The following is a 23362-nucleotide window of genomic DNA, read 5'->3' on the forward strand; positions in this document are numbered from 1 at the left end:
TTAATAACAAGCTAAATTAACGATTTGTTAGGCAAGACTACCGTTGATCTGATTCACCCTCAACAGGTGTCATTTGTTGAATTTGCTTAGTTAAATTTTCTTCCCAATGAGCGTCATTTAAGTCTATACCGATCGTGCGTCCCGCAGCTTTTGAGCGATCGATGTATACGTTAAAGGCATCAACATCTTCTCGATGAGTCAAAACATATCGACGTAACTCATCAAGGCTCATAGCATTGTAGTTAGCTGCTGTCATGGCTCGTATCCTCCAGTTGGCTTTATCTCAAAGTCCAAATTCTCTCCAGCTAGTACGTATAAATTGCCAGTACGCTCATCTAACCGGACAAGTTCAATGCTTTTATACAGCCATCCCAGGTAAATAACGTTAGTAAGTCGATAACAAAGTTTATAAAGTCCCTGAGTTTGCTGGTTTGTAGGTTCCATCTTTGTTTAGCTTAATTTACCAACTGACGATACAAAGCGTAAAGCCATGAGAAGCGATCGCATCTAAATACAGGTTAGGAAAAAAGTGCGATCGCAAGAGTCCGTAATATGTTTCGCTACACTCCTGTTTGGTTAAAGTGAAAGCTAACAGTCTAAAATTCCTTTGATAACACTCTTCAGCTCTTTGTCAGCAGGGCGTTTCTCAAACTGCTCGTGGCTATAAATCCATATAGGTTTGATTACGCATACAGTGGTACTGACTAAATACATCAATCTGATTTGTCCTGAAGCGCCCTTGGAAACCCTTAACTCCAGCTTATGAAACGTCCATCCTTCAGGTAACTGAATTTTCCCAGGTAAAGGTTCACTACGGGAATTCATGGGATACTGGTCTTCAGTTAAATCTTCCAAGGTATCCGCGACAAGCTCAATAAAATCAGCCCCATAAGCTTTTGCAAGTTTTTTGAAAGAACGCCTGAAATTTTCGGATTCTTCAATCGAGAAGGGAGTTGAGCCAGTCACGCACTTCTCCTTGGTTAATGCGAGTTGAGGATTCCGAGTTACAAGCATCCTCTAATATCTTGGACATCACAGATTCATACGCGGGGTTGTCACGCTCTATCACATCAAGCTTCTGATAACCTAACGCTTTCATATCCTCAATAAGAATCGGTTCAGTTGAACTTGCTTGACTGTGCAAACCCTTTCGAGCTTTCTTCCAAGGAAACTCCAAATGTGTCATCTCACTAAGTCGATAGGCATGGTACCCACCAAAATATCCCCACATCTCTTCTAAAAGTTTTTTCTTCTCATTAGGAATCTGCAACAAGAATGCTTTGCCTGGGATAGGTAATTGCTTAGCTTCAAATTCACTGTAAAAATTGTAAGCAGGAGGGCATACAGGGCCATATCGCCATGCTTGGATTACTTCATCAAACAATGGCTCATCGTACAATGCCAAATGTACGCTTTGTGAATAATACAGAAGCTTTTGAACCTTCATGTTGGTCATTTCAGCTTCTATACCGTCCTCGTAAGCTCTCACAATGAAATAGCGAGCCGCATTGAGACAATCGATCATAGCTCAGACCCGTAAAACGGGACAAACTTTTAATTGTAGCATTTTTATGGAAATATATATTATTATAACCGAAGCGTGCAAGTATATGGTACAAGTTTACTACTTTTTTACAAGATGACTATAGGGGAATGCACCAACTAACTACATCTTCTAGCAGAATTTAGGAGTCAGGAAATGTCTGGATTTTGATTCGTAGCTCCTGACTCCTTTGGTTAAAGCTTGCAATCCCAAGTTATAGAAGCGCAACGGTTGCACCACCTGTTTAACCGATGCTTGACCATCCTCCGACTGATGTAACCGATTGAGCCATCGTTCAGCTTTGGGCTAGTTGTCTTTTTGCACCTGTTTGATGGCTTGAAGTGCAACTGCACACCTCAAACATCGCTCGTGAAGCGCTTTTCTTGCTTCATATTGTCGAAGAACTAAACGGTTTCAGGGTGTGACAGACTACCTTCGGTTTTGGCGATCGCCTGCATCACTTCAAACACCCCAACGGGTGTGATGAGTGTATCTTTGAAGTCGCGATCGCGACTTATTTGTTTCACTTTGATTGCATCTGAGCATCTAAGGCTTTAGAGATGCGATCGCGTGTTTCTTGGAGGTGCGCTTTGGTGTATTCGTCCAAGTTCCCACTCCGGTGTCTGAGGCTGTTGTTGATGTCTTCGCGCAATTGGCGCAATTTCGACCAGGCAAGCGTCCGAGCGTCTTCTGGCACGTCCTCAGTCCGTAATACCATGCCGATCAGTATCTGCAAGTGTTCTCGCTGCAAAGCGCGACGAAAGCTGGATATTTTCACCGATTTGTTGTCTGCTGGCTGCAACTCACTCCAAATGTCACTCTGCAAGGTGTTAAATAGTTCTGGTAATGTTAGGGCTTGATTTGGCTGACTCTTCAGTTCCAGGTCGCGCAGACGGTTGAGGCGATCGCCAGATAGCACTTCTCTCAAAACAATGCTTTGCGGGAAGAAAATACTATCGTGAACGGGAAAATCAAGGCGATTAATTGCAATATCGTTGCTCCAATCCATCCAGCGCGAGGGTGCTAACTTATTGAGTAGATCCGGAGGGAAATTAAAAGCGTCTTCAGCAAAGACATACTTTTGTAATGCTGCTAACGCTTCGCGCTGCTTGGCGACTGGCACAGGTTCAAAGGGTAAGCGTCCGTTGCGGTTTCCGGGGCGATCGCGGTAGAACGATTGTCCGCCAATATATTTAGTAATCAAGAACACGTTTTGCAAATAGTGCATGAACGCGGTATTAAACCGATCGCTGACTTCGCTGTAACTTTCTCCGGTGCCGGGATAACCTTTATTGAGACGATCCCATAGCTGGCGGTCGATATCTAGTTGCGATCGCGAGTAACCAAGCGGATCGCGACTCATGTCATATTGGTTCACGGTGGGATCGAGGTCAAAGCTGTCCTCATCAGAGGCATAAGCTAATTCCGGCTGACTCGATTTTTTGGCAATCTCATCGAGAAACCGCTGTTCGGCGATGGGAATTACCCCGCCGCTGGGTTTGTAGCCATACTCAATCGCCCACTCATCATAAGCACCAACTTTGCTGGTATAGTAATCTCCTTGCTTGACGCCTTGGGGTGCCAAGTTGGGTGGCAGATAGTCCATGACGGAACTGACCATCCCCTTGGCGCGGGTGATGTCGGTGTTATTTAATTCCTCTGGTGTTAGGAGGGTACTGCCACGAAAGTTGTGTCTTAAGCCTAGAGTGTGTCCGACTTCGTGAGCAATCAGCGATCGCACAAATTGATGAATATACTCTTTCATGCGATCGCTTCTAGGACTGACATTCTGCAATAGTGACAGCGACAGCGACCCAACTGCCATCTGATTGGCAAATTGCATTCCCTCGCACCGATGGTTGTGACCATCCTGTTCTAATAACGAAGATTTTGGCTGTCCGTTGGCACCACTACGCGCCTCTACACCTTGTTTAGACGAGTGAGAAGGCAAGAAGCCACGGTTACAAAAACTGCTGTTACCCTTCTGGTTTGGTTCGATCAGGTTGCGATATTCCTGCTTGAACGAATTCACAAAGTCAGCGTCCACGATAATGTCAGCATCCAAGATTTCCCCAGTCAATGGGTTGACCCGCGACGGTCCTAATGCAAATGCGGCATCCAAAGAATTGAACCAGCGAATCGTGTTGTAGCGCACATCAGCCGGGTCCCAAGTGGGATTATCTGGCATCTGCTGCACTTCAATCGCATCCTTGAATCCCGCCTTCTCAAACGCCGCGTTCCACATCAAAACGCCCTCGCGGATGGCGTCACGGTACTCAACCGGGACAGTATTTTCAATCCAGAAAACAATTGGTTTTTTGGCTGGCGACAGGGAAGCTGTGGGATCTTGCTTTTCTAGATTCCAGCGCTGGATGTAGCGCACAAACGGATCTTTGCCACTCTTGCTGGAAAAATCCTTGTAAACCGTTGTGAAGTAGCCAACCCGTTCGTCGGCAAGGCGCGGAATATAGCCGTTGTTTTCCGGTAGCTGGGAGAGACTGTAATGTACCTTGAGGGAAAGCGCGCGACTGTCAGGCAGCGTCGGCAGGTACACCCCGTCCTCTCCACTAGGGTTGGAGAACCCGTAAATCGATTCAATCTCCATGTTTAGGGGAAAAGCTTTGGCAGCGCCGAAATAGGTTTTGTCTTCTTCTAGCTGGTAGGAAACCTCCAAAGCAGTTTTTAAATACGAACTTAATCCAGGTAAATCGCTTAGCAGCAGGTTCCCTAGATCGACGAGAATGGTTTGACGTTGCGGATGAATGCTGATAATTTTCAGGGAACTGAGAACGGAGTCAGAAAAGGCTCGTTCTAGCGATCGCTGTTCTGGATTGCCGGAACTGGTGCGGAAGTTGACGTTGCGGACGGCGAAATGCAAATTGTTGTTAACCCGGCGAAAGTAGAAAAGCATATCTTGCAGCGGCATTCCACTGTAAAGACCGCGTTCGCCAATCCCTGATTCTAAGGTTATGGTGGCAAGGTAGTTTTTATTGAGCTGTTCTGGTTTAATTTCTAGATATATTTTGCCGGTCTGTTTATTGCGGTAGAGGGTAAATAATCCCTCCAGTTTTTGAGTGTCTTTAACCGTCTCGTCGAAGGATTGAAAATCTGAATTTTCTATATTTGTATCTTTAGCTAAAACCTGAGAATTTACGACTGGTTTTTCAGCGTTCGTGATGGCGGCTTTAGCTGAAGAAACATTTCCGAGCAATAGTCCCAGGAGAAAACACACGTAAAATGGCGATCTTTTCATATTGTTATTAAACTGATTGACGGTTACTGATTCAAGTTGAAACTATGATGGTTTGGGAAGTAGAAATGCCGAATTTCGCATCTCTAAAGCTTGTTCATGGTGGCAAAAAGTCTGTACCAGATATACAAAAAACCTACCCACGCAAATTTCAAAATTCCGGATTTTCCGAATCTGCTTTGGCACGAACGATTTGTAATCTTTTGATGTCTCTTCACCAGGTACTTTATAAACATCATCTAAAAGGGACTGAAGATAGCACATAAATCCTTTGGTTTCTCTTCAACAAAACCTAGAGAGCTATTTTGCACGCTAAAGTTGAGCATCGTCTTCAACGCCATCGTTGAGTGCAGTAGCGTCTCCCTGTTTAAGATTCCCGCTTTGCAGTCTAAAAATACTATGCGCCAGCCAAAAAACCAAAAAAGTTTATATTTAATAGCGGATGGCTGTTTCACCTGGATTTGACCTCTCCCTAACCCTCCCCTACAAGGCTACGGTGTACACACAAGTCTTCTTAAACTTGCAAGTCCCGTTTTGATCCCCCTTGCATCCCCCTTAAAAAGGGGGACTTTGACTTTATTTCCCCCCTTTTTAAGGGGGGTAGGGGGGATCAATCAACGTTTTGCCACTTAACCAAAGATGTGTGTACACCGTAGCTTGCAAGGAGAGGGGTAAATTTCTCCCCCTTCCCGGAATCGGGAAGGGGGAAGGGGGTTAGGTTTTCTCTTTAAAGTTGCACCATTTATAGTTGATCGTGGATTCATTTCGATTCCATCTGGGCGTTTAAGGCTTTGTTAATGCGATCGCGTGTTTCGAGAAGGTGCGCTTTGGTGTAGGTGTCGAGGTTCTTCTGCTTCGACGCACTATCCAACGATTTCCGCAGTTGGCGCAGTTCGTACCATGCTAGGGTTCGGGCATCTTCCGGTACCGATTCAGTCCGCAACACCATTCCCAGCATGATTTCCAGATGTTCGCGTTGCAAGGAACGGCGGAGGCTGGAAATATTCGCGGGTTTGCGATCAGATTGCTGCACCTCTGTCCAGATGCTATTTTGCAGAGTGTCGAAGAGTTCCGGTAGCGTCAGCGCTTCCCCTGGTTTCGTCTTCAGTTCAATGTCGCGCAGACGATTTAGGCGATCTTCTGATAGAAGCGATCGCAATATGCGACTTTGCTGCAACAGTAGGTTTTCATGAATCGGATAATCTAGTCGGAAAATCGGGATCGGATTTCCCCAGTGTCTCCAGCGCGACGGTGCTAACTGATTCAGCAATTGCGGCGGAAAATCAAAAGCGTCTGCTGCAAAAACATACTTTTCTAGTTTTGTCAATGCGTCGCGCTGTTTTTCCAGGGGCACGGGTTCAAACGGCAAACGCCCATTGGGATCTCCGGCGTGGTTGCGGCTAAATGACTGTCCACCAATGTATTGGCTCATCAAATTAGCATTACTGAAGTAGTAACTTAGTATCGTGTTAAACAACAGGCGCATTTCTTCATAGCTATCACCTTGCAACGGGTAACGCTTATCCAAACGCCCCCACATCATTCGGGCGTTGTCCATCTGCGACTGCGAGTAGCGCAGCACATCCCCACTCAAATCCCAAAGACTGGCACCCGGATCGAGATCCAAGATGTCTTCATCCGTGGCATAGGCGTATTCTGATTGAGGCGATTTGGAGGCAATTTGCTCTAAAAATCGCTTCTCGGTCACAGAATTCGTTGCCTCACTCGGTTTATAACCGTACTCAATCGCCCATTTGTCGTAAGGGCCAACAATGGCTGGATAATAGTCTCCTTGCTTCACGCCTTGGGGTGCCAAGTTGACGGGAACGTAATCCATCACCGAACTCACCATTCCTTTGAGGCGCGTGATGTCGGTGTTGTTCAATTCTTCCGGCTTTAGGAGAGTGCTACCGTGGAAGTTGTGTCGCAACCCTAAAGTATGTCCAATTTCGTGGGCAATCAGGTGGCGGATATATTGATGCACAAATTCTTTCATTTCGTTGCTGCTAGGCAAGACATTGTGAACCAGCGATAATGCGATCGCGCCCATCGCTGATTGAGTGGCAGCTTCCATGCCGTAGCAGAGATCGTGGTCTTGTAGGAGTTGCGAGAAATCTGGGGTAGATGATTGAGGTCCCTCTGTTCCTCTCCCCAATCCGTTGCAGAGATTGCGATTCTCCGCAATTTGGGAAAATAACCCGGTTCCCGACGACTCGCTTGACTCGACGAGGGTGCGATATCTCTGCTTGAGCGATCGCACCATGTTGGCATCTACAATGATGTCGGCGTCTAAGATTTCGCCAGTCAGCGGATTGACTCGCGATGGCCCTCTAGCAGAATATCCATCTAAAGAATTGATCCAGCGAATCGTGTTGTAGCGAACATCTGCGGGACTCCAGGTGGCATTATCCGGCATTTGCCGCACTTCAATGGCGTCCTTAAATCCCGCCTTCTCAAAGGCTTTGTTCCACATCAGAACGCCTTCGCGGATGGCGTCGCGGTATTCAACCGGGACAGAATTCTCAATCCAGAAGACAATTGGTTTCTTGGGTGGTGATAGGGATGCTTTCGGATCTTGTTTTTCTAAGTGCCAGCGATGAATATAACGAACAAAAGGTTCTCTGCGGTTGTCGCTAGAGAAGTCCTTGTAGGCGGTGATAAAGTAGCCAATGCGGTCGTCAGCGAGACGCGGAATATAGCCGTTGTTTTCCGGTAGCTGGGATAAACTGTAATGTACCTTCAAGCTGAGTGCCCTGCTATCAGGTAAAGTCGCTAAATTTGCGTCCTGGCTACTCGTAGACGAGAAGCCGTAAATTGAGGAAATTTCTATATTGAAGGGGAAGGCTTTGGCAGTGTCGAAATACGACTTGCTGCTGTCGAGGCGGTAGGAAGTATCCAAAAACGTTTTTAACATTGAAGTTAACCCAGGCAAATCGGTGAGTAGCAAGTCACCCATATCGATAAGTAGGGTTTTGCGTTGCGGATGAGTCGCTTTGATGTCTAGCGAGTAGAGGACGGAATCGCTAAACGCCCGGTTGAGCGATCGCTCTTGCGGCTCACCAGAGCGCGTGCGAAAGTTAACATTGCGAACCACAAAGTGTAAATTTTCGTTCACGCGACGAAAATAAAACAGGAAATCACTCAGGGGAACTCCGCTGTAAATACCGCGTTCTCCAATCCCCGATTCCATCGTCACGGTGCCGAGAAAGTTTTTATTTAGCTGTTCTGGCTTGATTTCCAGATATATTTTGCCTGTCTTCTTGTTGCGGTAGAGGGTAAACAACCCTTCCACCTTCTCCGTATTTTTAACGATTTCATCAAACCCAGACTTTTTAGTTACTTTACCCGCCTCTGCCATCTGAAGCGCTGCCTGGTTGGTATCTTTCAGCAACCCCAGTATCGGTTGTAGCGGCACCGTACTGCCTTCCCCATACTGTTTTTTGGCATCTTTGACCATCCAGGCAAAAGGCTGTTGTTCTGGCTGATTTTGGCTGTTTTTGATGACCCATACGTAAGAATACGGAGACGTGAAATCAGCAGCAGGAATTTCTGATGCTGATACCCATTCACTTTTTTGAGGTAACGTATTTGATTTCCTCTTATCAAGAGGAATCTGTGGCAATTTATTCGTAAAATGGTCTGACTTCTGGCTTCCTGATAGCTGCTGACTCTTGGTAACAGCAGCTTTGGGCGATTGCATCTGTTGGCGATCGCCTAACCTTTCCACCGCTTTTAGAGGCACCAGGGGCTGCGCTGCTACCTGTAGCTCTATCCCTAACAGCACTCCTTGTAGAACAAATAGATAGAACGGCAATTTTTTCATTTTGTCCAACATCCGATGACAATTTCTACTTCATCAAATCTTTAAAAACTATTTCAGTAGATTTACTGGAACTTTACACTAAATTAAGAAAACTGGAATTACGATACTTACGTACAAAGTTTCTATCTGTGTTTTCGGCTAGAGTGCAGTAAAAACTTTTTTCGCCAGTCTTTTCAGCGTAACCCAAATGCTTGTTAAATGGATGTCTCCATTTAACAAACAGACTGTTTATCGTTATTAAAAACAGTCTAGATTAAATTGTTCTTTTGTTAGTTCATTGCTTCGATCTGCAACTTTAAGCAGGTCAAAATTCTCATTTCAAAAATTGTAGCGACATAGGAAAATAAGGTTTTTATGATAACCAAACAACGTCCCAGCCTACGCTTCTTGCTGTTCGCAACGCCTTTGATGGCTGGTTTTGCATTCGTTGCTGCGCCTGGTTGGGCTGCAACTCTAGCCAAGTCTGAGGCAACAGTAGAACTGAATAAATTTAGTCACACGCCTGTGGAGGTTGAGGCTTTTACTGAGGCTTTGACTGAGATATTTACGACAAGTAGTAAAGTGACTACCGATGCTGATGCCTTTGCAGAATTTACAGCCGATCCCTCACCTAAAAAAACCTCTGCTTTCAATTCATCTTTAAGTCAAATCGAGGGTGAAGGTGAGAGCTATTTTGGATAGTTAAAAAGCGTAGCTGGAGTTATTGGTTATAACTTTCTAGTAAATGTAGGCTGAAGGGGCGACGAAATAAGCTGAAAAGCTGGATGAATAAAGATTGTAGCGATTTGTGGTAAAAAACGATCCCATTTCATATTTTTACCGCTACACTTAAGCTTCTCTTCGCCCCCCAATTGAGCGGGCGGTTGGGGGAATCAAATGTGTAGCATCACCTAGGGAAATTGGGATAACGAAAAGTATTAGGATACTGCCGTTAAAAGTGCGTCATCACCCCGTAGATTGCCCAAATTGCCATTGCTCGCAGGTAATGACTGGCGCGAAAAGTACCGGCTGCGGTGATAGCTTCCGGGGTTCGGAATTGCAACCCATTGTCATAAATTTGCTGCACCACAGCTTCCGTCATCTGGAAGGCTTCCTCTTTCATTCCCATCTGGATCATGAATGCCGCCAGCCCAAAGTTAATGCCAGTCCAAACTTCCAGCGGATGAGTTGCGTCGGGATTTGCCGGTGTCCCATCGGGTTTGACGCCATTAACGGCACCGATAATGGTTGCAGGTTGGGAAGTTGGGAGGTGCCGATTGAAATTCAAGAAGCAGGAATTATAGACAGTTTTTAAAGCAGATTGGGCACACTCAAACGGCACGAGATCGGGTAATTTTAATAAACGAGCGTAGAACTGACCGCATAGCTGATCTGCCATCACGATATCAGAGCCGCTTTCGCTATCGAGCCGGTAGTATTGACCGTTCCAGAGTTGTTCTTGATACACCTGTCGGGATTGTTTTAGCCAGGTTTGGTAATTGGTAATCGGTAATTGATAATCAGGGGTATTTTCTTCGGAATTGAACTCAGACTTGTGTAAGATTTCACCAATGGCGATCGCTGCCTCCAATGCCGCAATCCACAAGCCGCCGCAGTAGGCGCTAACCCCCCGCAACTGCCAATCATCAAACGTTTGATCGGGCGCACCCGAATTTTCGGGAATTCCATCCCCATCGATATCAAATTGCTTGACATAGGCAAGCGTCTTCACAATCGGCAACCAGCACTCGCGCAAAAATTCGATATCTGTGGAACCTGTTAAGACAAAATCTCGATAAACCTGCAACACAAAGTCACAGGGTAAATCTTTCCAGAGGTTGCAATCTTGATAGCTAGTGTAGTTCGTTTTCTCCCACGGATGCTCGTTGGGGGCACCCAAATCGTGGGGCGTCGCATCGGCGGCTTTGCGAATCGCTGCGGCTTGGTTATAGCCGATAATGCGGGGCGTCTCGTCGTGGGTGGAAATCGCCCGTGCATAAGCTTCTAGCACCGCTTTGTCCAGTTTAGGCCAGAGCATCATCAAAGCAAATGAGCCGTAAAGTCGCACGTCCAGACTTTCGTACCAGCGATAGTCCAAGCACTCTAGGACGCCAAATTGCCCCACGGGGTCATCTTCCGAAGCTGCTGTCCAGAGGGTGCCGCCGTCGCAAAGTAAGTACAGCTCATTAAACAGCGCCATTTTGAACCAATTGGGCAAGTCTTGACGCTGCAAAATCGGCTGTTGCCACTCCCGAATCGCATCCTTCCACATATCATCTTGCTTGAGTGCGGTGCGAACCATCGACCAGGCATTTTTGCCGTTTCGACCAAAGAAATCGGTGTAGCGGCGGTAGTATTGAGTGCCCAGAGAATTTGGTTTCTCCGCACTCTGTGGGAATTCCATAACTGGAAAATCCCAGCAGACGATGAAGGGAATTTGGCGAGTTCTCCCAGGTTTCAGAGTAAACCGGACAGCGATCGCGCAACTGATTTGTTCTCCCGGTGATGCCGGAGTTTCATCTTCTCGATCTGGCAACGAACCATTACAAGCGAATAAATCCCAAATATCTGAGCCATCCCCAATCGGATTCCAACGACCGTGATAGAAGACTTCTAAACTAGGATTAGTGACAGTTGCGATCGCCCACTGTCCTTCCCCCTCTCCGACTTCATCGTGCAGCCTCACCCGATCTAGCAGACACCCCACTCGGTGGAAGTCCACAATCCACTGATTTAAATTTCCGGTACTGTCCCCCCATCGCGGCTGGTATTCGTAAACCGGACTGCCATCATCCCGCACCCGCACTTCCGGAGATTGAATCGCATTCGTAAACCAACCCACGACATTCTGCCACGTCAGCATGATACTAATCACGATCGGCTTATCGGTAGGATTGTGGGCAGTCCAGTGAAAGATCGCTGTCGGATAAGAGCTTTCTTGATAGTTACCCGCCCAAATGGGGGAGAATTGCTCGCACGTCAACTGAGACTGAAACACCCCTTCATAGACAAACCAGCTGCGGGGATACAGCGCATGATAGGTTCCAGTGCTGCCTGCTGAGTCCGATTTCTCTGCACTTTTTGATTGACTCGGATACCACAACCACCGGGATAAAGTCCCATCCTCAGGCGGTTCTGTACAAAGCGCGTAAGCTTGCGCGGGTGAGTCTTCTGGCTGCTCGAAGACGCTGAACTGGCAAGCAGGCAGACTCCGGAAGACGTGTTCTCCGCCATCCAAATGCCACAAGTTAAAGTCGCCACGCGAGGAACGACCGATGCACCCAGATCCAAAGCCGCCCAAGGGCATCCCGTGCCAGGGGCCATCGTCGAGATTACTAGCGTAGCGAACTGTGTAGGGTTTGTCCCAGCCGAGACCAATGGGACGGCTCCAAGTGCAATCGGGAATTTCGGGGCGAGGGCGTTGATAGATCATGCCTTGATTTTACGGTCTTTCGTTCGTTCGGTTACCCAAATTTTGTCAGCTCCTCCCTAGCTCCCCGATAAATTGGAGGGCTAAGAAGTCTATATGCTGCAAACAAAAAACAAAATGTATTAGCATTGCACATTTAGCATTGCACATTACGTAGTCTTACTTAATTTTGAAAATGCTTCTTGTAGTTTTCTCCTAAAAAATACTGAACTTAATCTATTTTTTACATACAGATATATATAATCAGGTGTATAGAGCAATATTAAGAAATCGCAGTATAAGTTTATTTTTTAGGAACTTTTTTATTATTCCTTTAACTCTAAGAGATGGAAAACTTCACTGAATTTTTATAGATTCTTTATCATTTTCAATGCTTAGTTTTATGCCTAAAGGAGGATGATAAGAATATATTCAATTTAAACTAGCAGAGTATTAATATGGAAGTTATCTCTAAGAAAACTAAATCGTCAGCGAATCCACAGTCAGAGTTGGTTCAAAAAAAAGCCGACGAACTTCTCAAACGATACGCAACCGGACAAAGAACCTTTAGCAAGGTAACAATGCAGGCAGGCAAGCTGTGCATTTCTACGTTCAACTTGATGGGAGCTAATCTAAGAACTGCTTGTCTAAGCGGAATTGTCCTAATTGGAGCTAACCTAAGTCAAGCCGATTTGGCTGCAATCGACTTAAAGCGAGCAGACCTCAGTAAAGCCAATTTAACTGGCGCGAACTTGTGGAAAGCTGACCTCAGTGGCACTAACCTTAGTTATGCCAATTTAAGTGAAGCTTTTTTGGGCGGAGCTAACTTGAATGGAGTGAAGCTGTATGCAGCTAATTTGAGTCGAGCCAATCTGAGAGGAGCCGATTTGTTGGATGTTGACTTGAGCGGAGCCATCCTGACTCAGGCAATTATGCCCGATGGCAGTATCCATGAGTGAAAATGATTGGGAACATCTTAAGGGATGCATAGAACCAAAGCAGGATATCGCCCAGAGCCAAGAAAGAGAGCGCGGCGTTTGTCTAGAAGCATCCCTTGGATCAATCAACGGGCGATCGCGTTCCATCTACTCTCCATCTATGGGTAAAATATCTTAGGTCTACATAGTTTGTCTTCCAATAGCAGCGCGTTGACCGTTGTTGATTAATTAGCGTGTATTTGTAAAATGGGTCTTAAAATTGTCGAGAACTTTGATAGTAGTTTTGCGCTTGCTCCAGAAGCGAAAGAAGCTCTGTTCAGTTTATTAACAGGTGAAGCTTTTCTCACGCAAATTACCGAGCAGGCAAACTGGAAAGCGGTTGAGTTCACAGAATTACTTTTTCAACCCGTTCCTTACAGCACTGCAACTCCCAAAGGAATGCCAGCAGAATTTGAAAAATATAAAGAATCTGACGAGCATATTATTATCAACGTGCCGCCGAACTTTATGTTCAAAGCAAAAATATTTAAACCGACTCGTCTTTGTGCCATTTATAGAAAGATGCAGTAACAACTTGCCTGAAATAATAGTTGCAACAAGGGTTAATAAAGCTTAGCTAACACTGAAGTTACCCTTCCCCAGCGTAGCTGCTAGCAGGATTAAACATTACTCATGGAGATAGATTGAAACTCTTGTCAGGACTCGCCGCACATCACCACATCTGAGGGCAACCACAGGGGGATTGAACCGACAATAACGCTATATGTATAAGCTTTGCGTAAGTCCTGTCTTGTTTAAGAAATCAATTCTCATTCCCAGACAAAGCCAGGGAATGAGAATTGATGTTAGCTCAATTGCACCAATTTAGTGCCGCACTTGGAACAGAACTTTGAGTTCGCTGGGTTCTGATTTCCACAGTTGGTGCAGAAAACGTGAGTGCGAGTCTCTGGAGTCGGAGAATGATTTGAAGCTATCGCAATCGGCTGAGTTGCAAGAGAATCAACAAGTTGAGTACCCGGTGAATAAAGTTTATAAGCTTCAATCATCTCCTGAATGACTCTTGCTTCGCGCTTGTAATTCAGGCTATCGGTTGCGCCTTCTTTTTCTAGTTCGACGGCACGCCGATCCAGATATGCTTTAAGTTGGTGATACAGCGCTTGTTTTTTCTGCACCGTGTCAACTTGGGTTAATTTTGCCGTCACCTGACGCTGAATTTCTTCTTTATCGGGGCGACACGCTAACACTTGCAGCACTTGCACCGCTTCTTCCCAACTAGAGGCGATATCGACATTTTCTGAACCAATCACTGTTTGTCGGGTGTAACGAATTACTTTTTCTTTGGTTAGGCGATTTTCTTCTATTCGCAAAACTTGTAACGCCCTTGCTTGTACAACGAGGCGGAAAATCTCTGGATTTTCGGGAAAGATATCCCAAAACGGCGGCTCTTTTTGAATGTGAACGGGAATCGGAGGTTCTTTGCTTTCGCCTTTAAGTTGCGCCCGTTTTGCCTGAATGGATTGTCCTTTCCAATCTTGATAAGATTGCTGTAACTCCGGCATTCCCTCAATGCAGCGCAGGGAAAAACCACCAATTTCTTGTACAAAGACAATCCGGTGACGTTCAGCTTCTCCCAGAGGTGTAATGCCTTCGTTGCTACCAACTCTCTCCCGCAGAATGGGGATGAGCTTAATTGCCGCTGGATCGCTGCTGTTGCGTCCGCCAACTAGGGCAATTTTGGCATTGAGTGCGGGGGTAAAGCCTGCGTCTTGGCGCTTGAGAACGGCATCAGAAAGTAAAATCAACGGCTTCGATTTGCTGTAGGCAGTGCCAATGCGGTTGCGAATTTCGGCTTCGTCGTTGTTGAAGACTTTGAATAAGCGATCGCAAGCTGCCAATTCCCGCTTCAATCGGCTGCTTTCCGGCGCACTCATCACGACTAATTTAGCGCGATCGCCAATAATTTCTTTAAAGTCATTCTCCTGCACATCCGCCAAATTCGGCACATCAAATAGCCGCATTACCTCACCCGCCGCACGGTTGCGCTTCCACAGCGGACTTGCTTGTGCGAGAACTTGAACTGACAAATTGCTACAAATCCCATCAATTCCCAACTCGTAGCGACTCTTAGAACCTTCGCTGGCACCTGCTTGTTGCTCAATTAAATCTCGATATAATTCATTGAGTTCTTCGCGGTTATAAAGCTTAATGCCATTCACAATCAAAGCATCAGCACTATCCGCTTGTCGATCGGCTTTTTGCTGAAAATCATCGCGGGTTTGCTTCAATTTTTGATTTAAGCGTGCCAAACTGCGGTTTAATTCATCCAGATGCTCTAGCATTCTGGTAATAACTTCTAAACCTAAATATCTAGCTTGAGTTTGAATTGTCGCCACCAAGCTACCTTCTAAACCCGTTAGCGCTAACTCGCAGGATTTTTCCATATCTGCGTGCTTGGTAAGGGCAAACTTATTTTTAAATTCAGTAATATCTTGCAGCGCCTTTTCGTAATCTCGCTGTCGTTCGGTTTCCTTTGGTTGCCAAACTTTTTCTGATTCGCGGCGGAACTTTTCGGCGGCATTTTCAAAAATTTGACGCACCGCCGTCACGAAAGCATCGGCAAATTTTGACCCTCTCGTGCGATCCTCAATAATCCGATAAAACTCTTCCTCTAACGCTTTTCGTCCTTGTTGCACGATGCGGTTGCGGTTATCGTACATCTTTTGCAAGAAGTCCCCGTGCAATCGCTCATCCGGGCTTAATTTCCGCAAATGATTGGCTTTATATTCTTCAACTTTTGGCTGGAGATAGTCTAAAAATTGCAGAATCTTACCCTTTTCTGCACCAACAATATTTACGCCTTGCTGGGTACATTGCAACTTATTATCCGTAGCAATTTCATTGCGGATAGAGTTTACCCAAGCGGAGATTTCGGTTATATATGACCTGTCACCAGCCGCCGATAAATCTGCAATCAGTTCCGCTTCTGTCAGGCGCATCCGTTTTAGGTCATTTTGCACCATTTCTAATACATTTGGCGGCAACTGTACCGATTCATTTAGCCACCAGCGAATAAAATCAGCGGCAAGTCTATCTGATAAAGAAGTGCGAATTTGAGCTATCGGAATTTCTACCGTAGATAACCCAAAACTCATAAAATTCTTAGGATAACCGCGTCCACCGGGATCTGCCTGCGCCCAAGATCCTTTAATATTATCTCGAATCGAACGTTTATAAGGTGCAAAATCAGAAGTTAAATCAAGGAAGATATTTTGGGAAATCATCTCCCGAATTTGATCGAGAGTAAATTCACTTTCGCCGTTTTTTGTTCCTACCAGATAAGTAAAGTCAAAAGGCGCAGATTTACTGCGAATTTCGTCTACCAAACCACTGCTAAATTGGGCAATATATTCAGTTCTATAGTCAGAAAAATAGCTCAATTCCATCAAAGCAGCGTAACCGTTAGCGAGAACGCGATCGCCTACATTAATACTAGCGAAAGCCGTCGGCATTGGCACAATTGCCGTCACCATCGGACTCGCTTGTCCCCGCAACCAATGGCGGACGCAATAGCCGATATCAATCAGCATTCCGCTACCAGTCCCACCCGATAGAGAACCCGTCACAAAGACATTTAAACCCGTTGTATCTACCTTAATGCCATAGCGATCGCGCATAAAGGTTTCGTGTCCTTTAACGGCATCAGCAGCCTCATTAAAACGTCTTTGAAGTTTGTGATAATTGCAATAAAAAGCAAATCGCCCATAACTGCGAATTTGTCCGGCACCGACTTCAATTGCCCCAATATTCCGCTCTAATTCTGTAGGAAACCAACTCTCAATCCAGGGATAGTTTCCCATGTCCGACATAATTTTTTTAACTTCACTGCCAGCAACACTTGCCCAATATTTTTCATTGTCTTTAAAAGGAGAACCGGCGGCGGCAGGATTATTGACTTTGTACTCTCTATCTGTATCAATAATTAAAAAGCTAATCAGGGGGAAATTTTGCAGACTGCCATAAGTTTCTTCTACTAAGCGACGCACTCGTGATAATACTTCATGTCCGGTGCCACCGATACCCACTAATACAGTGGGAACCATGCTTTTCTCTTCTACTGCCATAATGTTTTTCTCCTATTTAGCTCTCTTTTAAAACCGGGCGAATACAATTTGCAGCTACACAAACAAAACCTGACGAGAGCAGGTTTTAGAATATAGTATCCGTCTTAAGTCCGCGCAGGCGGACTTGGTTTGTATAGCCGCGAATTCTATTTGCCAGGAACTTCATAAACCCTCTAACAACTAACATCTAACAACGATATCCAATAAATTAAATAGCTGCCAAACAATCAAAGGTGTCAAAACGCTCCAAAATAGGGCATGGCTTAAGGATAATTGACCAGAAAGCGAGCGATCGAGACCGATTAAACCTTGAAACAGCCACCGATCTAGGGGTAAAATTAGCGTCCACATCAGGGCAATCCAAGTTGCACCTAGACTAAGGATAAGCCATTTGAGGTTACTGTTGAAACGGGTAAAAAACGTGTCGATGAAGAGCATTTCTAGATTATTTTGTTTGCCAGACAGGTAAATACCGCCAGTAGCCAAGGCTGCACCTCGCAATTCTAGAGATTCTGCCCCTACCACGACTGTATTGATTCTAACTTTGCGATTCACGGCATTGGTGATAATGGCTGGTGATACGTTAGCACCGCCATCGGTGACTAAAAGTAATTCGCGGCAGCGTTTTTGTGGAATAGCGCTAAGTGCTTCCGTGCCTTTTTGAATCGCTAAGTTAATATCTGTCGTATTGTTTGCTAACAGTTGAGGTAAATCGGGATTTGCCAATGCTTGGGTTAATTCAGCGTCCACTTGTTGACTGTCTGTTTTAAAATCACCCGTAAGCGATCGCACAACTCCCCCAAATCCCAAAACCTGTATCTGGTTCTTGTTTCTCAACTGTTGGGCGTTTTGTTGCAAATACGACCGCACCGCTGCTACTTCTTGGTACACTACTGTACCAGGGGCGTTAAATTCCGTACTGTAAGTGCTGCTGCTCAGATCGAGAGCGATCGCAACTGCTACTGGCGGTCTACCTAATCCTAACAGCCAGATGAGTGCCGTCACGACTATACACGCTCCCAGCAACATCAACGGAATCTGGAATAACGGATACAACCACAAACCGCGACGAGAACGACTCACTTAGAACCCTGTTGTAAATTGGTCATGAGTCATGAGTCATTAACAACAACAACTCATGACAAGCAAAAACAAACTATACACTACAGTCCTTTAACTGCCCACTCCGGACTCCACTTAAAGCAAAAATATTTCCTTCCTCTCCTCTCTTCCCTCTGCGTCCTCTGCGTCTAAAGCGCTAACGCGCATGGCTAAGCGCATCCGCGCCGCTACGCGAACGCTAAGGCGGTTCGTTCTCTTCTAAATCGGATTAAATTCATACTTAGATCCCGGTGGCCCATTAGAACCAGGCACAGCTTGCACAAGCGGCACTTCATTGAGAACATTAAAATCGGTAGCAGTGCCGCCGATTGCAACTCCCTGATTCAGCAGCTGAGATACGCCCGAACGAGAGGGATTTTGACTAAAAGCAGACGTTAAGGCTTTCGTCGCATCATAAGCGGTAGCAGTGCGCCAGCTGACACGTCCTTTCCAAATCGTGGCAGCTTGGTTGGCGAAGGGATCGTTGGGTTGAGAACTCCAGGGAACTGCCAGCACAATGCCTTTAATCGCGTCGCCGCCAGAGGTGAGGATAGTTGGATTATACAGTTCATCTCCGCCAATTAACTGTAACCCTTGCGCCCCAGTGGGATTGGCTTTGGCAATAGCGATCGCTCGATCTACTTTATTCTTACTCAGTGCCAAGAAACCAATTTTCGCCCCCGCCCCAGTTGCATTCTGAATCTCAGCAGCAGCATTGAAGTTGGCACCAGTGACATCTACTTCTTTAACGACTTTGCCGTTAACTTTAGACAGGGCAGTGGTAAACTGCTGCTTTAATTGCTGACTGTAAGGACTATCGGCGTTGTAAAAAACCACCACAGACGGCGCTGAGGACTTTGTAGCGGCGTATTTTGCTAAGGTGGTGCCGACGGTTTGCAGATAAGTACCCAGCAACTCGTTGGCTTTCTTGGCGAGAGGGATGGTTTGCAAGGTAGACTGACCGCCAGAACCGGGAGTAATGCTAGTGCTGATGGGAGAAAGGACGGTTAACCCAGCTTGTTCGTACATGGCGATCGCTTGCTGAGAACCCTTATCTATCCCATGTCCCAAAACGCCTAAAATATTCGGTGACTTGGTGAGGTCTTGCGCCAGGGAAACTGCTTTTACCGGGTCAATATCGTTGGCAATCACGACTTCTAACAAGCGTCCGGGTGTCGCCGGAGATTGGTTAAACTCGTCTTGCGCTTGTCCCACACCCCGGAGAACTTCCTTCGCCGTGTCTGGACTGGGGGTGATGGGAACCACCACTGCCATTGTCAGGGGATTCCCGGCTTTTTTGGCTTTAGCGTTGTTTAGGTAAATTTTGCTTTCGGGATCGTTGGGGTTGACGCTAACCGCTTGTTGATATTGGGCGATCGCATCCTCCCAATTTTTCTGGGCAAACGCTACTGCTGCGGCTGTTTTTTGGGAATTTGTGGCATCCTTTAACAGGATTTTCTCGCCTTGACTGATCAACTCGGCATTGTCAGCGGTATCGCTGGCGATCGCTTGCGGATCGGCAGTTGTCGTTGGTGCATTGTCGCTAGACGTGGGAGATTGAGTCTCAGGAGACGCAACGATTGCCGGTTGTTTATTCCCCTGTGTCAGTTTATACAAGCCAAATCCCCCCGCCAGTGCCGCCAGAATCCCAACCAAAATCAGGATTGGCAGCACAAGTGAAGGCTTAGAACCGGGCGGTTTAGAAATGACCGTTTTCTGGCTTTTCTGAGGAGTCATTGCCTCTCTAGGCAAGCCACAAACAATACAGTCTGGCCCGTGATTTTCCTGGGGTGGATGGGCTTGATTGCTTGGGTACTGTTGATTGTTTTTCGGTACACCATCACAGATCCATTTGCCTTGCGTATTCAATTCTCCCAATCTCCCTGGTAGCCATACTTACTATTTATTCTAATAATTACAATCTTCTGCCAGACAGAGCCACTGTGTCATCCCCATTGGCATCAGGATTCATTCAGATTAAAAAAATTGATATTATATCTTAATCATTCAATTATTGGCAGCTCGGCAACGTTCGCCGCCCCAGACGCTTTAAGATAGTTAAGGTGCATTATCCTTGACTAGGCTGGTGAAGCGTGAGCTAAGAAGCGTAGAGACAAGGATAATTATTTTTTAGCGCTTTCCTGGCAGTAAGATGACACCCAAAGGAAGAACATCTGAATTTAAGCCTGAATCCGAATTTAGGAATAAATTCATTATCAATATTTTTTCCTAAATTCATTCTAGTCACCTCTGTGAGATTATCAAAAAGTCAAATAAAAAAATCAAAAACTACCGATGACTTCTGACGACATTCCATCTCTTGCCAGCCTAGAATATATCCCTTACCTTGACGAAACCGGGCATTTACCGGAGAAATTGCAGGGAAAAATTGGCGTATACGCAATTTTTGATCGAGAGAAAGTGCTGCAACTGATCAACTATTCCCGCGATATCAATCTCAGCCTCAAGCAACATTTGGTACGTCAACACGAACGCTGCTATTGGCTAAAAGCCCACACTAGCGATCGCCCAAACCGTACCCTTCTAGAAAGCATTCGCAATGCCTGGATTGAAGAAAATGGTGCCGTACCCGCTGGCAATGGTTCCGAACAAGCCGCATGGAACGAGCCGATTGATGCCAAACTAGCAATGACGGCTGAGGAACAAACTAAGTTTACAAGTCCAGCGATGGATGAAGTCGGGCAAGGGAAGCTGTTAAAAAATGTAGCACGGCGCGTTGAAGAAGAAATTTTTCAGCAGCTCAAATCCCGTGGAGTTCAAGAAGAACTCCGTTTTAATCCAAAATTAAAAGAAAGTGGCTTACTTGACCTGAAGTAAGGACGAAGCATTTGTGCAGACATTTCTAGGTCATCATCTTGGTAAGTAAATGGGTATAAATATAAACAAAAACCTAACCCCCCAACCCCCTTCCCTCGTAGCGAAGGGGGCAAATTCCCCTCCCCTACGAGGGGAGGGGTTAGGGGAGAGGTTCTATGTTAATTTGACCTAGTTGCTGATTTCTGCACAAATGCTTCGCTTCTATAACACCCATATTACCCTTGCACCAAGCAACCCCGATCGCCCTGACATCCCATGAATCCACACCTGTTGAACAATCGCTATCGCATTATCCAGACGCTGGGAAGTGGTGGATTTGGCAACACCTTTCTGGCAGAAGATACTCATATGCCGTCAGGGCGTCGCTGCGTAATTAAACAGCTGAAGCCGATGGCAAACAATCCCCAGATGTTCCAGATGGCTCAAGATCGCTTCCAACGGGAAGCGGCTATTTTAGAGGCGTTGGGTGAAGCTAGCGATCAAATTCCCAAGTTGTACGCCTACTTTTCGGAAGCTGGGCAGTTTCACCTGGTGCAGGAATTCATTGAGGGGCAAACTCTGACGAAAAAGGTGCAAACTCAGGGGTTAGTGCCTGAAAATCAGGTTAAGGAAATACTTGTCAGTCTGCTGCCCGTTTTGGATTATATCCACAGCAAGGGCATAATTCACCGGGATATCAAACCGGACAATATTATTATCCGGCAACGGGATGGGAAGCCGGTATTGATTGATTTCGGTGCCGTCAAGGAAAGTATGAACGCGGCGGTGAATCCAGGTAATTCTCCCGCCTCGATTGTAATTGGCACGCCGGGATTTATGCCTCCGGAACAGGGAGTCGGGCAACCCGTCTTCGCCAGCGACGTATATAGTTTGGCGCTGACGGCGATTTATCTACTAACCGGGAAACTACCGCAAGATTTACCAACCGATCCGCGAACGGGGGAGATTTTGTGGCATCAATCCGCAGCGAATATTAGTCCTAGCTTTGTCGCTGTTTTGGATAAGGCGATTCAGTCGCATCCGCGCGATCGCTATTCTACTGCCAGAGAAATGCTCGATGCCTTGCAATCGGGTGCAACTCCAACGGTGGCTTCGGCTGGGGGTGCTGGAGTTTCTAATATGGCAACCGTTGCCGTGTCTCCAGGTGGTGGGAGGAACGTTTCGCCTGCGCCCATTAATTCCCCGCGTACCCCTCAAGTTAACCCTCCGCCTGTAGTAGTCGGTCAAGGACGGCGATGGAATCCTTTGCTGATAGGCATTGTGGGTGGATTGACCTTGGTCGGTGCTATTGTCGGTCTTAGCCGACTTTTAAGCAAATCACCGGAATCATCGCCTACCGTCGCCTCCTCTCCCGCATCAACATCAGCACCAACCACCAGAGAAACAGAACGAACCCCTGAAAGAAATCGTCCTCTGGAGACATCGCCCTCTCCATCACCTGAAAATTCAACGACTAGACAGGATGAAGCGACGCCGCCGCCTATTGCCGCCTCTCCTAGCCCAAGATCGGAGCGATCGCCTGAAAGGGATCGTCCCCTTGGAACATCGCCAGAACCCGAACCAGCGCAAACTCCCGAACCCGCACCCGTTCAATCTGCGACACCCGAACCCGCACGAACTCCCGAACCTGCACGAACTCCCGCCGTACCCATCCCCGAAAACAATAACCCGAATCCAAATCGTCCAGTTTCAAGCGTTCCCGCATTTCCCGTCGGTACATCAAGAAGCGCTATACAAGCATCCCTCGGCAACCCAGACACAGATGTCAGTGGCGCTTGGAGAACCCGCGCTGTCATCTATAACTTAGTGCCAAATCAGATCGATCTCGGCTACTTATTCGATCGGAATTCTGGTCGTCTTCGCCAAACCGAAGCATCCTTTGCTCAATCGGTCGATCCTCAAGTAATGCAGACTACTTTGGATGGATTATTAAAAGGTGGAGCCGACAATTACATTAAGGATGGACTGCAAAAAGTGCAACAGCGTCGCTTGAGTTCTTATCGTTTTACTCAAGGCTCCTTAAAAGGCATGATTGTCCGCCAAGATTGTGATGTTATTTACATCAGTATTTGGGATGCAGATATGCACGATTACAATGTGTCTGCTGCCAGGAAATGTTAAATATTTTAATTGTCAGTTTTGGGATGATTCTAATAATTGTAGGTTGGGTTGAGGGACGAAACCCAACTGATGCTCGAAAATGTTAAATATTTTAATTGTCAGTTTTGAGAAAATTCTAATAATTGTAGGTTGGGTTGAGGGACGAAACCCAACTGATGCTCGAAAATGTTAAATATTTTAATTGTCAGTTTTGAGAAAATTCTAATAATTGTAGGTTGGGTTGAGGGACGAAACCCAAC

Annotated in this window: 17 protein-coding genes; 6 read left to right on the forward strand and 11 right to left on the reverse strand. The window is 46.2% G+C overall.

Annotated features, from left to right (window positions below; all coding sequences use genetic code 11):
* Positions 1-37 precede the first annotated feature (37 nt).
* The 7 genes from ACFW2W_RS24335 to ACFW2W_RS24365 form a co-directional block, all read right to left on the reverse strand.
* On the reverse strand, positions 38-256 hold the full coding sequence (locus ACFW2W_RS24335; RefSeq protein WP_378184351.1) for a DUF6887 family protein: 219 nt from the start codon (positions 254-256) through the stop codon (positions 38-40).
* The gene (locus tag ACFW2W_RS24340; protein WP_378184353.1) at positions 253-444 is read right to left on the reverse strand and encodes a DUF6888 family protein; all 192 of its coding nucleotides are present in this window, start codon (positions 442-444) and stop codon (positions 253-255) included. The genes ACFW2W_RS24335 and ACFW2W_RS24340 overlap by 4 nt, the downstream gene beginning before the upstream one ends.
* A 144-nt stretch (positions 445-588) precedes the next feature.
* Positions 589-966 carry a hypothetical protein gene (locus ACFW2W_RS24345; protein ID WP_378184354.1) on the reverse strand — a complete coding sequence of 126 codons (378 nt, stop codon included), beginning with the start codon at positions 964-966 and terminating at the stop codon, positions 589-591.
* On the reverse strand, positions 938-1525 hold the full coding sequence (locus ACFW2W_RS24350) for a Panacea domain-containing protein (RefSeq protein ID WP_378184355.1): 588 nt from the start codon (positions 1523-1525) through the stop codon (positions 938-940). Before ACFW2W_RS24350 ends, ACFW2W_RS24345 begins: the two co-directional genes overlap by 29 nt.
* Positions 1526-1947: 422 nt before the next feature.
* The gene (locus tag ACFW2W_RS24355; protein ID WP_378184356.1) at positions 1948-2070 is read right to left on the reverse strand and encodes a hypothetical protein; all 123 of its coding nucleotides are present in this window, start codon (positions 2068-2070) and stop codon (positions 1948-1950) included.
* Complete coding sequence (locus ACFW2W_RS24360) at positions 2067-4796, reverse strand: zinc-dependent metalloprotease (protein ID WP_378184357.1); 2730 nt, start codon at positions 4794-4796, stop codon at positions 2067-2069. Before ACFW2W_RS24360 ends, ACFW2W_RS24355 begins: the two co-directional genes overlap by 4 nt.
* 757 nt (positions 4797-5553) lie before the next feature.
* A complete protein-coding gene (locus tag ACFW2W_RS24365) occupies positions 5554-8616 on the reverse strand; it encodes a zinc-dependent metalloprotease (RefSeq protein ID WP_378184358.1) in 3063 nt (1020 codons plus the stop codon).
* A gap of 354 nt (positions 8617-8970) precedes the next feature.
* On the opposite strand from ACFW2W_RS24365, the gene ACFW2W_RS24370 reads away from it, so the two are divergent.
* Positions 8971-9297 carry a hypothetical protein gene (locus tag ACFW2W_RS24370; protein ID WP_378184359.1) on the forward strand — a complete coding sequence of 109 codons (327 nt, stop codon included), beginning with the start codon at positions 8971-8973 and terminating at the stop codon, positions 9295-9297.
* A gap of 250 nt (positions 9298-9547) precedes the next feature.
* Here ACFW2W_RS24370 and ACFW2W_RS24375 read toward each other — a convergent pair whose 3' ends face one another.
* Positions 9548-12028: a GH116 family glycosyl hydrolase gene (locus ACFW2W_RS24375; RefSeq protein ID WP_378184360.1), complete on the reverse strand. Its 2481-nt coding sequence runs from the start codon at positions 12026-12028 to the stop codon at positions 9548-9550.
* A gap of 434 nt (positions 12029-12462) precedes the next feature.
* Between ACFW2W_RS24375 and ACFW2W_RS24380 the strand changes: the two genes are divergently transcribed.
* The 3 genes from ACFW2W_RS24380 to ACFW2W_RS24390 all read left to right on the forward strand — a co-directional run bounded on the left by ACFW2W_RS24380 (position 12463) and on the right by ACFW2W_RS24390 (position 13512).
* Complete coding sequence (locus tag ACFW2W_RS24380; RefSeq protein ID WP_378184361.1) at positions 12463-12963, forward strand: pentapeptide repeat-containing protein; 501 nt, start codon at positions 12463-12465, stop codon at positions 12961-12963.
* A gap of 24 nt (positions 12964-12987) precedes the next feature.
* Positions 12988-13110: a hypothetical protein gene (locus ACFW2W_RS24385; protein WP_378184362.1), complete on the forward strand. Its 123-nt coding sequence runs from the start codon at positions 12988-12990 to the stop codon at positions 13108-13110.
* A 78-nt stretch (positions 13111-13188) separates the two neighbouring features.
* Positions 13189-13512 (forward strand): hypothetical protein, encoded by a 324-nt coding sequence (locus tag ACFW2W_RS24390; protein WP_378184363.1) that lies wholly within the window; start codon positions 13189-13191, stop codon positions 13510-13512.
* Positions 13513-13787: 275 nt separating this feature from the next.
* Here ACFW2W_RS24390 and ACFW2W_RS24395 read toward each other — a convergent pair whose 3' ends face one another.
* The 3 genes from ACFW2W_RS24395 to ACFW2W_RS24405 form a co-directional block, all read right to left on the reverse strand.
* Entirely contained in the window at positions 13788-17063 is a 3276-nt protein-coding gene (locus ACFW2W_RS24395; RefSeq protein ID WP_378184364.1) for a tubulin-like doman-containing protein, read from the reverse strand.
* 180 nt (positions 17064-17243) lie between these two features.
* Positions 17244-18146: a VWA domain-containing protein gene (locus ACFW2W_RS24400; RefSeq protein ID WP_378184365.1), complete on the reverse strand. Its 903-nt coding sequence runs from the start codon at positions 18144-18146 to the stop codon at positions 17244-17246.
* Positions 18147-18383: 237 nt separating this feature from the next.
* The gene (locus ACFW2W_RS24405) at positions 18384-20033 is read right to left on the reverse strand and encodes an ABC transporter substrate-binding protein (protein ID WP_378184366.1); all 1650 of its coding nucleotides are present in this window, start codon (positions 20031-20033) and stop codon (positions 18384-18386) included.
* Positions 20034-20459: 426 nt separating this feature from the next.
* Here ACFW2W_RS24405 and ACFW2W_RS24410 point away from each other — a divergent pair, with 426 nt between their 5' ends.
* Both ACFW2W_RS24410 and ACFW2W_RS24415 read left to right on the forward strand, forming a co-directional pair.
* Positions 20460-21002: a GIY-YIG nuclease family protein gene (locus ACFW2W_RS24410; protein ID WP_378184367.1), complete on the forward strand. Its 543-nt coding sequence runs from the start codon at positions 20460-20462 to the stop codon at positions 21000-21002.
* Positions 21003-21257: 255 nt separating this feature from the next.
* Positions 21258-23123 (forward strand): protein kinase, encoded by a 1866-nt coding sequence (locus ACFW2W_RS24415; protein ID WP_378184368.1) that lies wholly within the window; start codon positions 21258-21260, stop codon positions 23121-23123.
* Positions 23124-23362 lie beyond the last annotated feature (239 nt).

Origin of the sequence: Coleofasciculus sp. H7-2 (assembly GCF_042747725.1) — a bacterium.
In the GTDB taxonomy this organism is placed as follows: Bacteria; Cyanobacteriota; Cyanobacteriia; order Cyanobacteriales; family FACHB-T130; genus FACHB-T130.

What these genes read in the sequence shown, in the direction of transcription:
- ACFW2W_RS24395 (WP_378184364.1), bottom strand. Translation starts at nt 17,063, where the DNA reads ATGGCAGTAGAAGAGAAAAGCATGGTTCCCACTGTATTAGTGGGTATC.
- ACFW2W_RS24385 (WP_378184362.1), top strand. Translation starts at nt 12,988, where the DNA reads ATGCATAGAACCAAAGCAGGATATCGCCCAGAGCCAAGAAAGAGAGCG.
- ACFW2W_RS24340 (WP_378184353.1), bottom strand. Translation starts at nt 444, where the DNA reads ATGGAACCTACAAACCAGCAAACTCAGGGACTTTATAAACTTTGTTAT.
- ACFW2W_RS24375 (WP_378184360.1), bottom strand. Translation starts at nt 12,028, where the DNA reads ATGATCTATCAACGCCCTCGCCCCGAAATTCCCGATTGCACTTGGAGC.
- ACFW2W_RS24335 (WP_378184351.1), bottom strand. Translation starts at nt 256, where the DNA reads ATGACAGCAGCTAACTACAATGCTATGAGCCTTGATGAGTTACGTCGA.
- ACFW2W_RS24370 (WP_378184359.1), top strand. Translation starts at nt 8,971, where the DNA reads ATGATAACCAAACAACGTCCCAGCCTACGCTTCTTGCTGTTCGCAACG.
- ACFW2W_RS24390 (WP_378184363.1), top strand. Translation starts at nt 13,189, where the DNA reads ATGGGTCTTAAAATTGTCGAGAACTTTGATAGTAGTTTTGCGCTTGCT.
- ACFW2W_RS24365 (WP_378184358.1), bottom strand. Translation starts at nt 8,616, where the DNA reads ATGAAAAAATTGCCGTTCTATCTATTTGTTCTACAAGGAGTGCTGTTA.
- ACFW2W_RS24380 (WP_378184361.1), top strand. Translation starts at nt 12,463, where the DNA reads ATGGAAGTTATCTCTAAGAAAACTAAATCGTCAGCGAATCCACAGTCA.
- ACFW2W_RS24410 (WP_378184367.1), top strand. Translation starts at nt 20,460, where the DNA reads ATGACTTCTGACGACATTCCATCTCTTGCCAGCCTAGAATATATCCCT.
- ACFW2W_RS24350 (WP_378184355.1), bottom strand. Translation starts at nt 1,525, where the DNA reads ATGATCGATTGTCTCAATGCGGCTCGCTATTTCATTGTGAGAGCTTAC.
- ACFW2W_RS24415 (WP_378184368.1), top strand. Translation starts at nt 21,258, where the DNA reads ATGAATCCACACCTGTTGAACAATCGCTATCGCATTATCCAGACGCTG.
- ACFW2W_RS24360 (WP_378184357.1), bottom strand. Translation starts at nt 4,796, where the DNA reads ATGAAAAGATCGCCATTTTACGTGTGTTTTCTCCTGGGACTATTGCTC.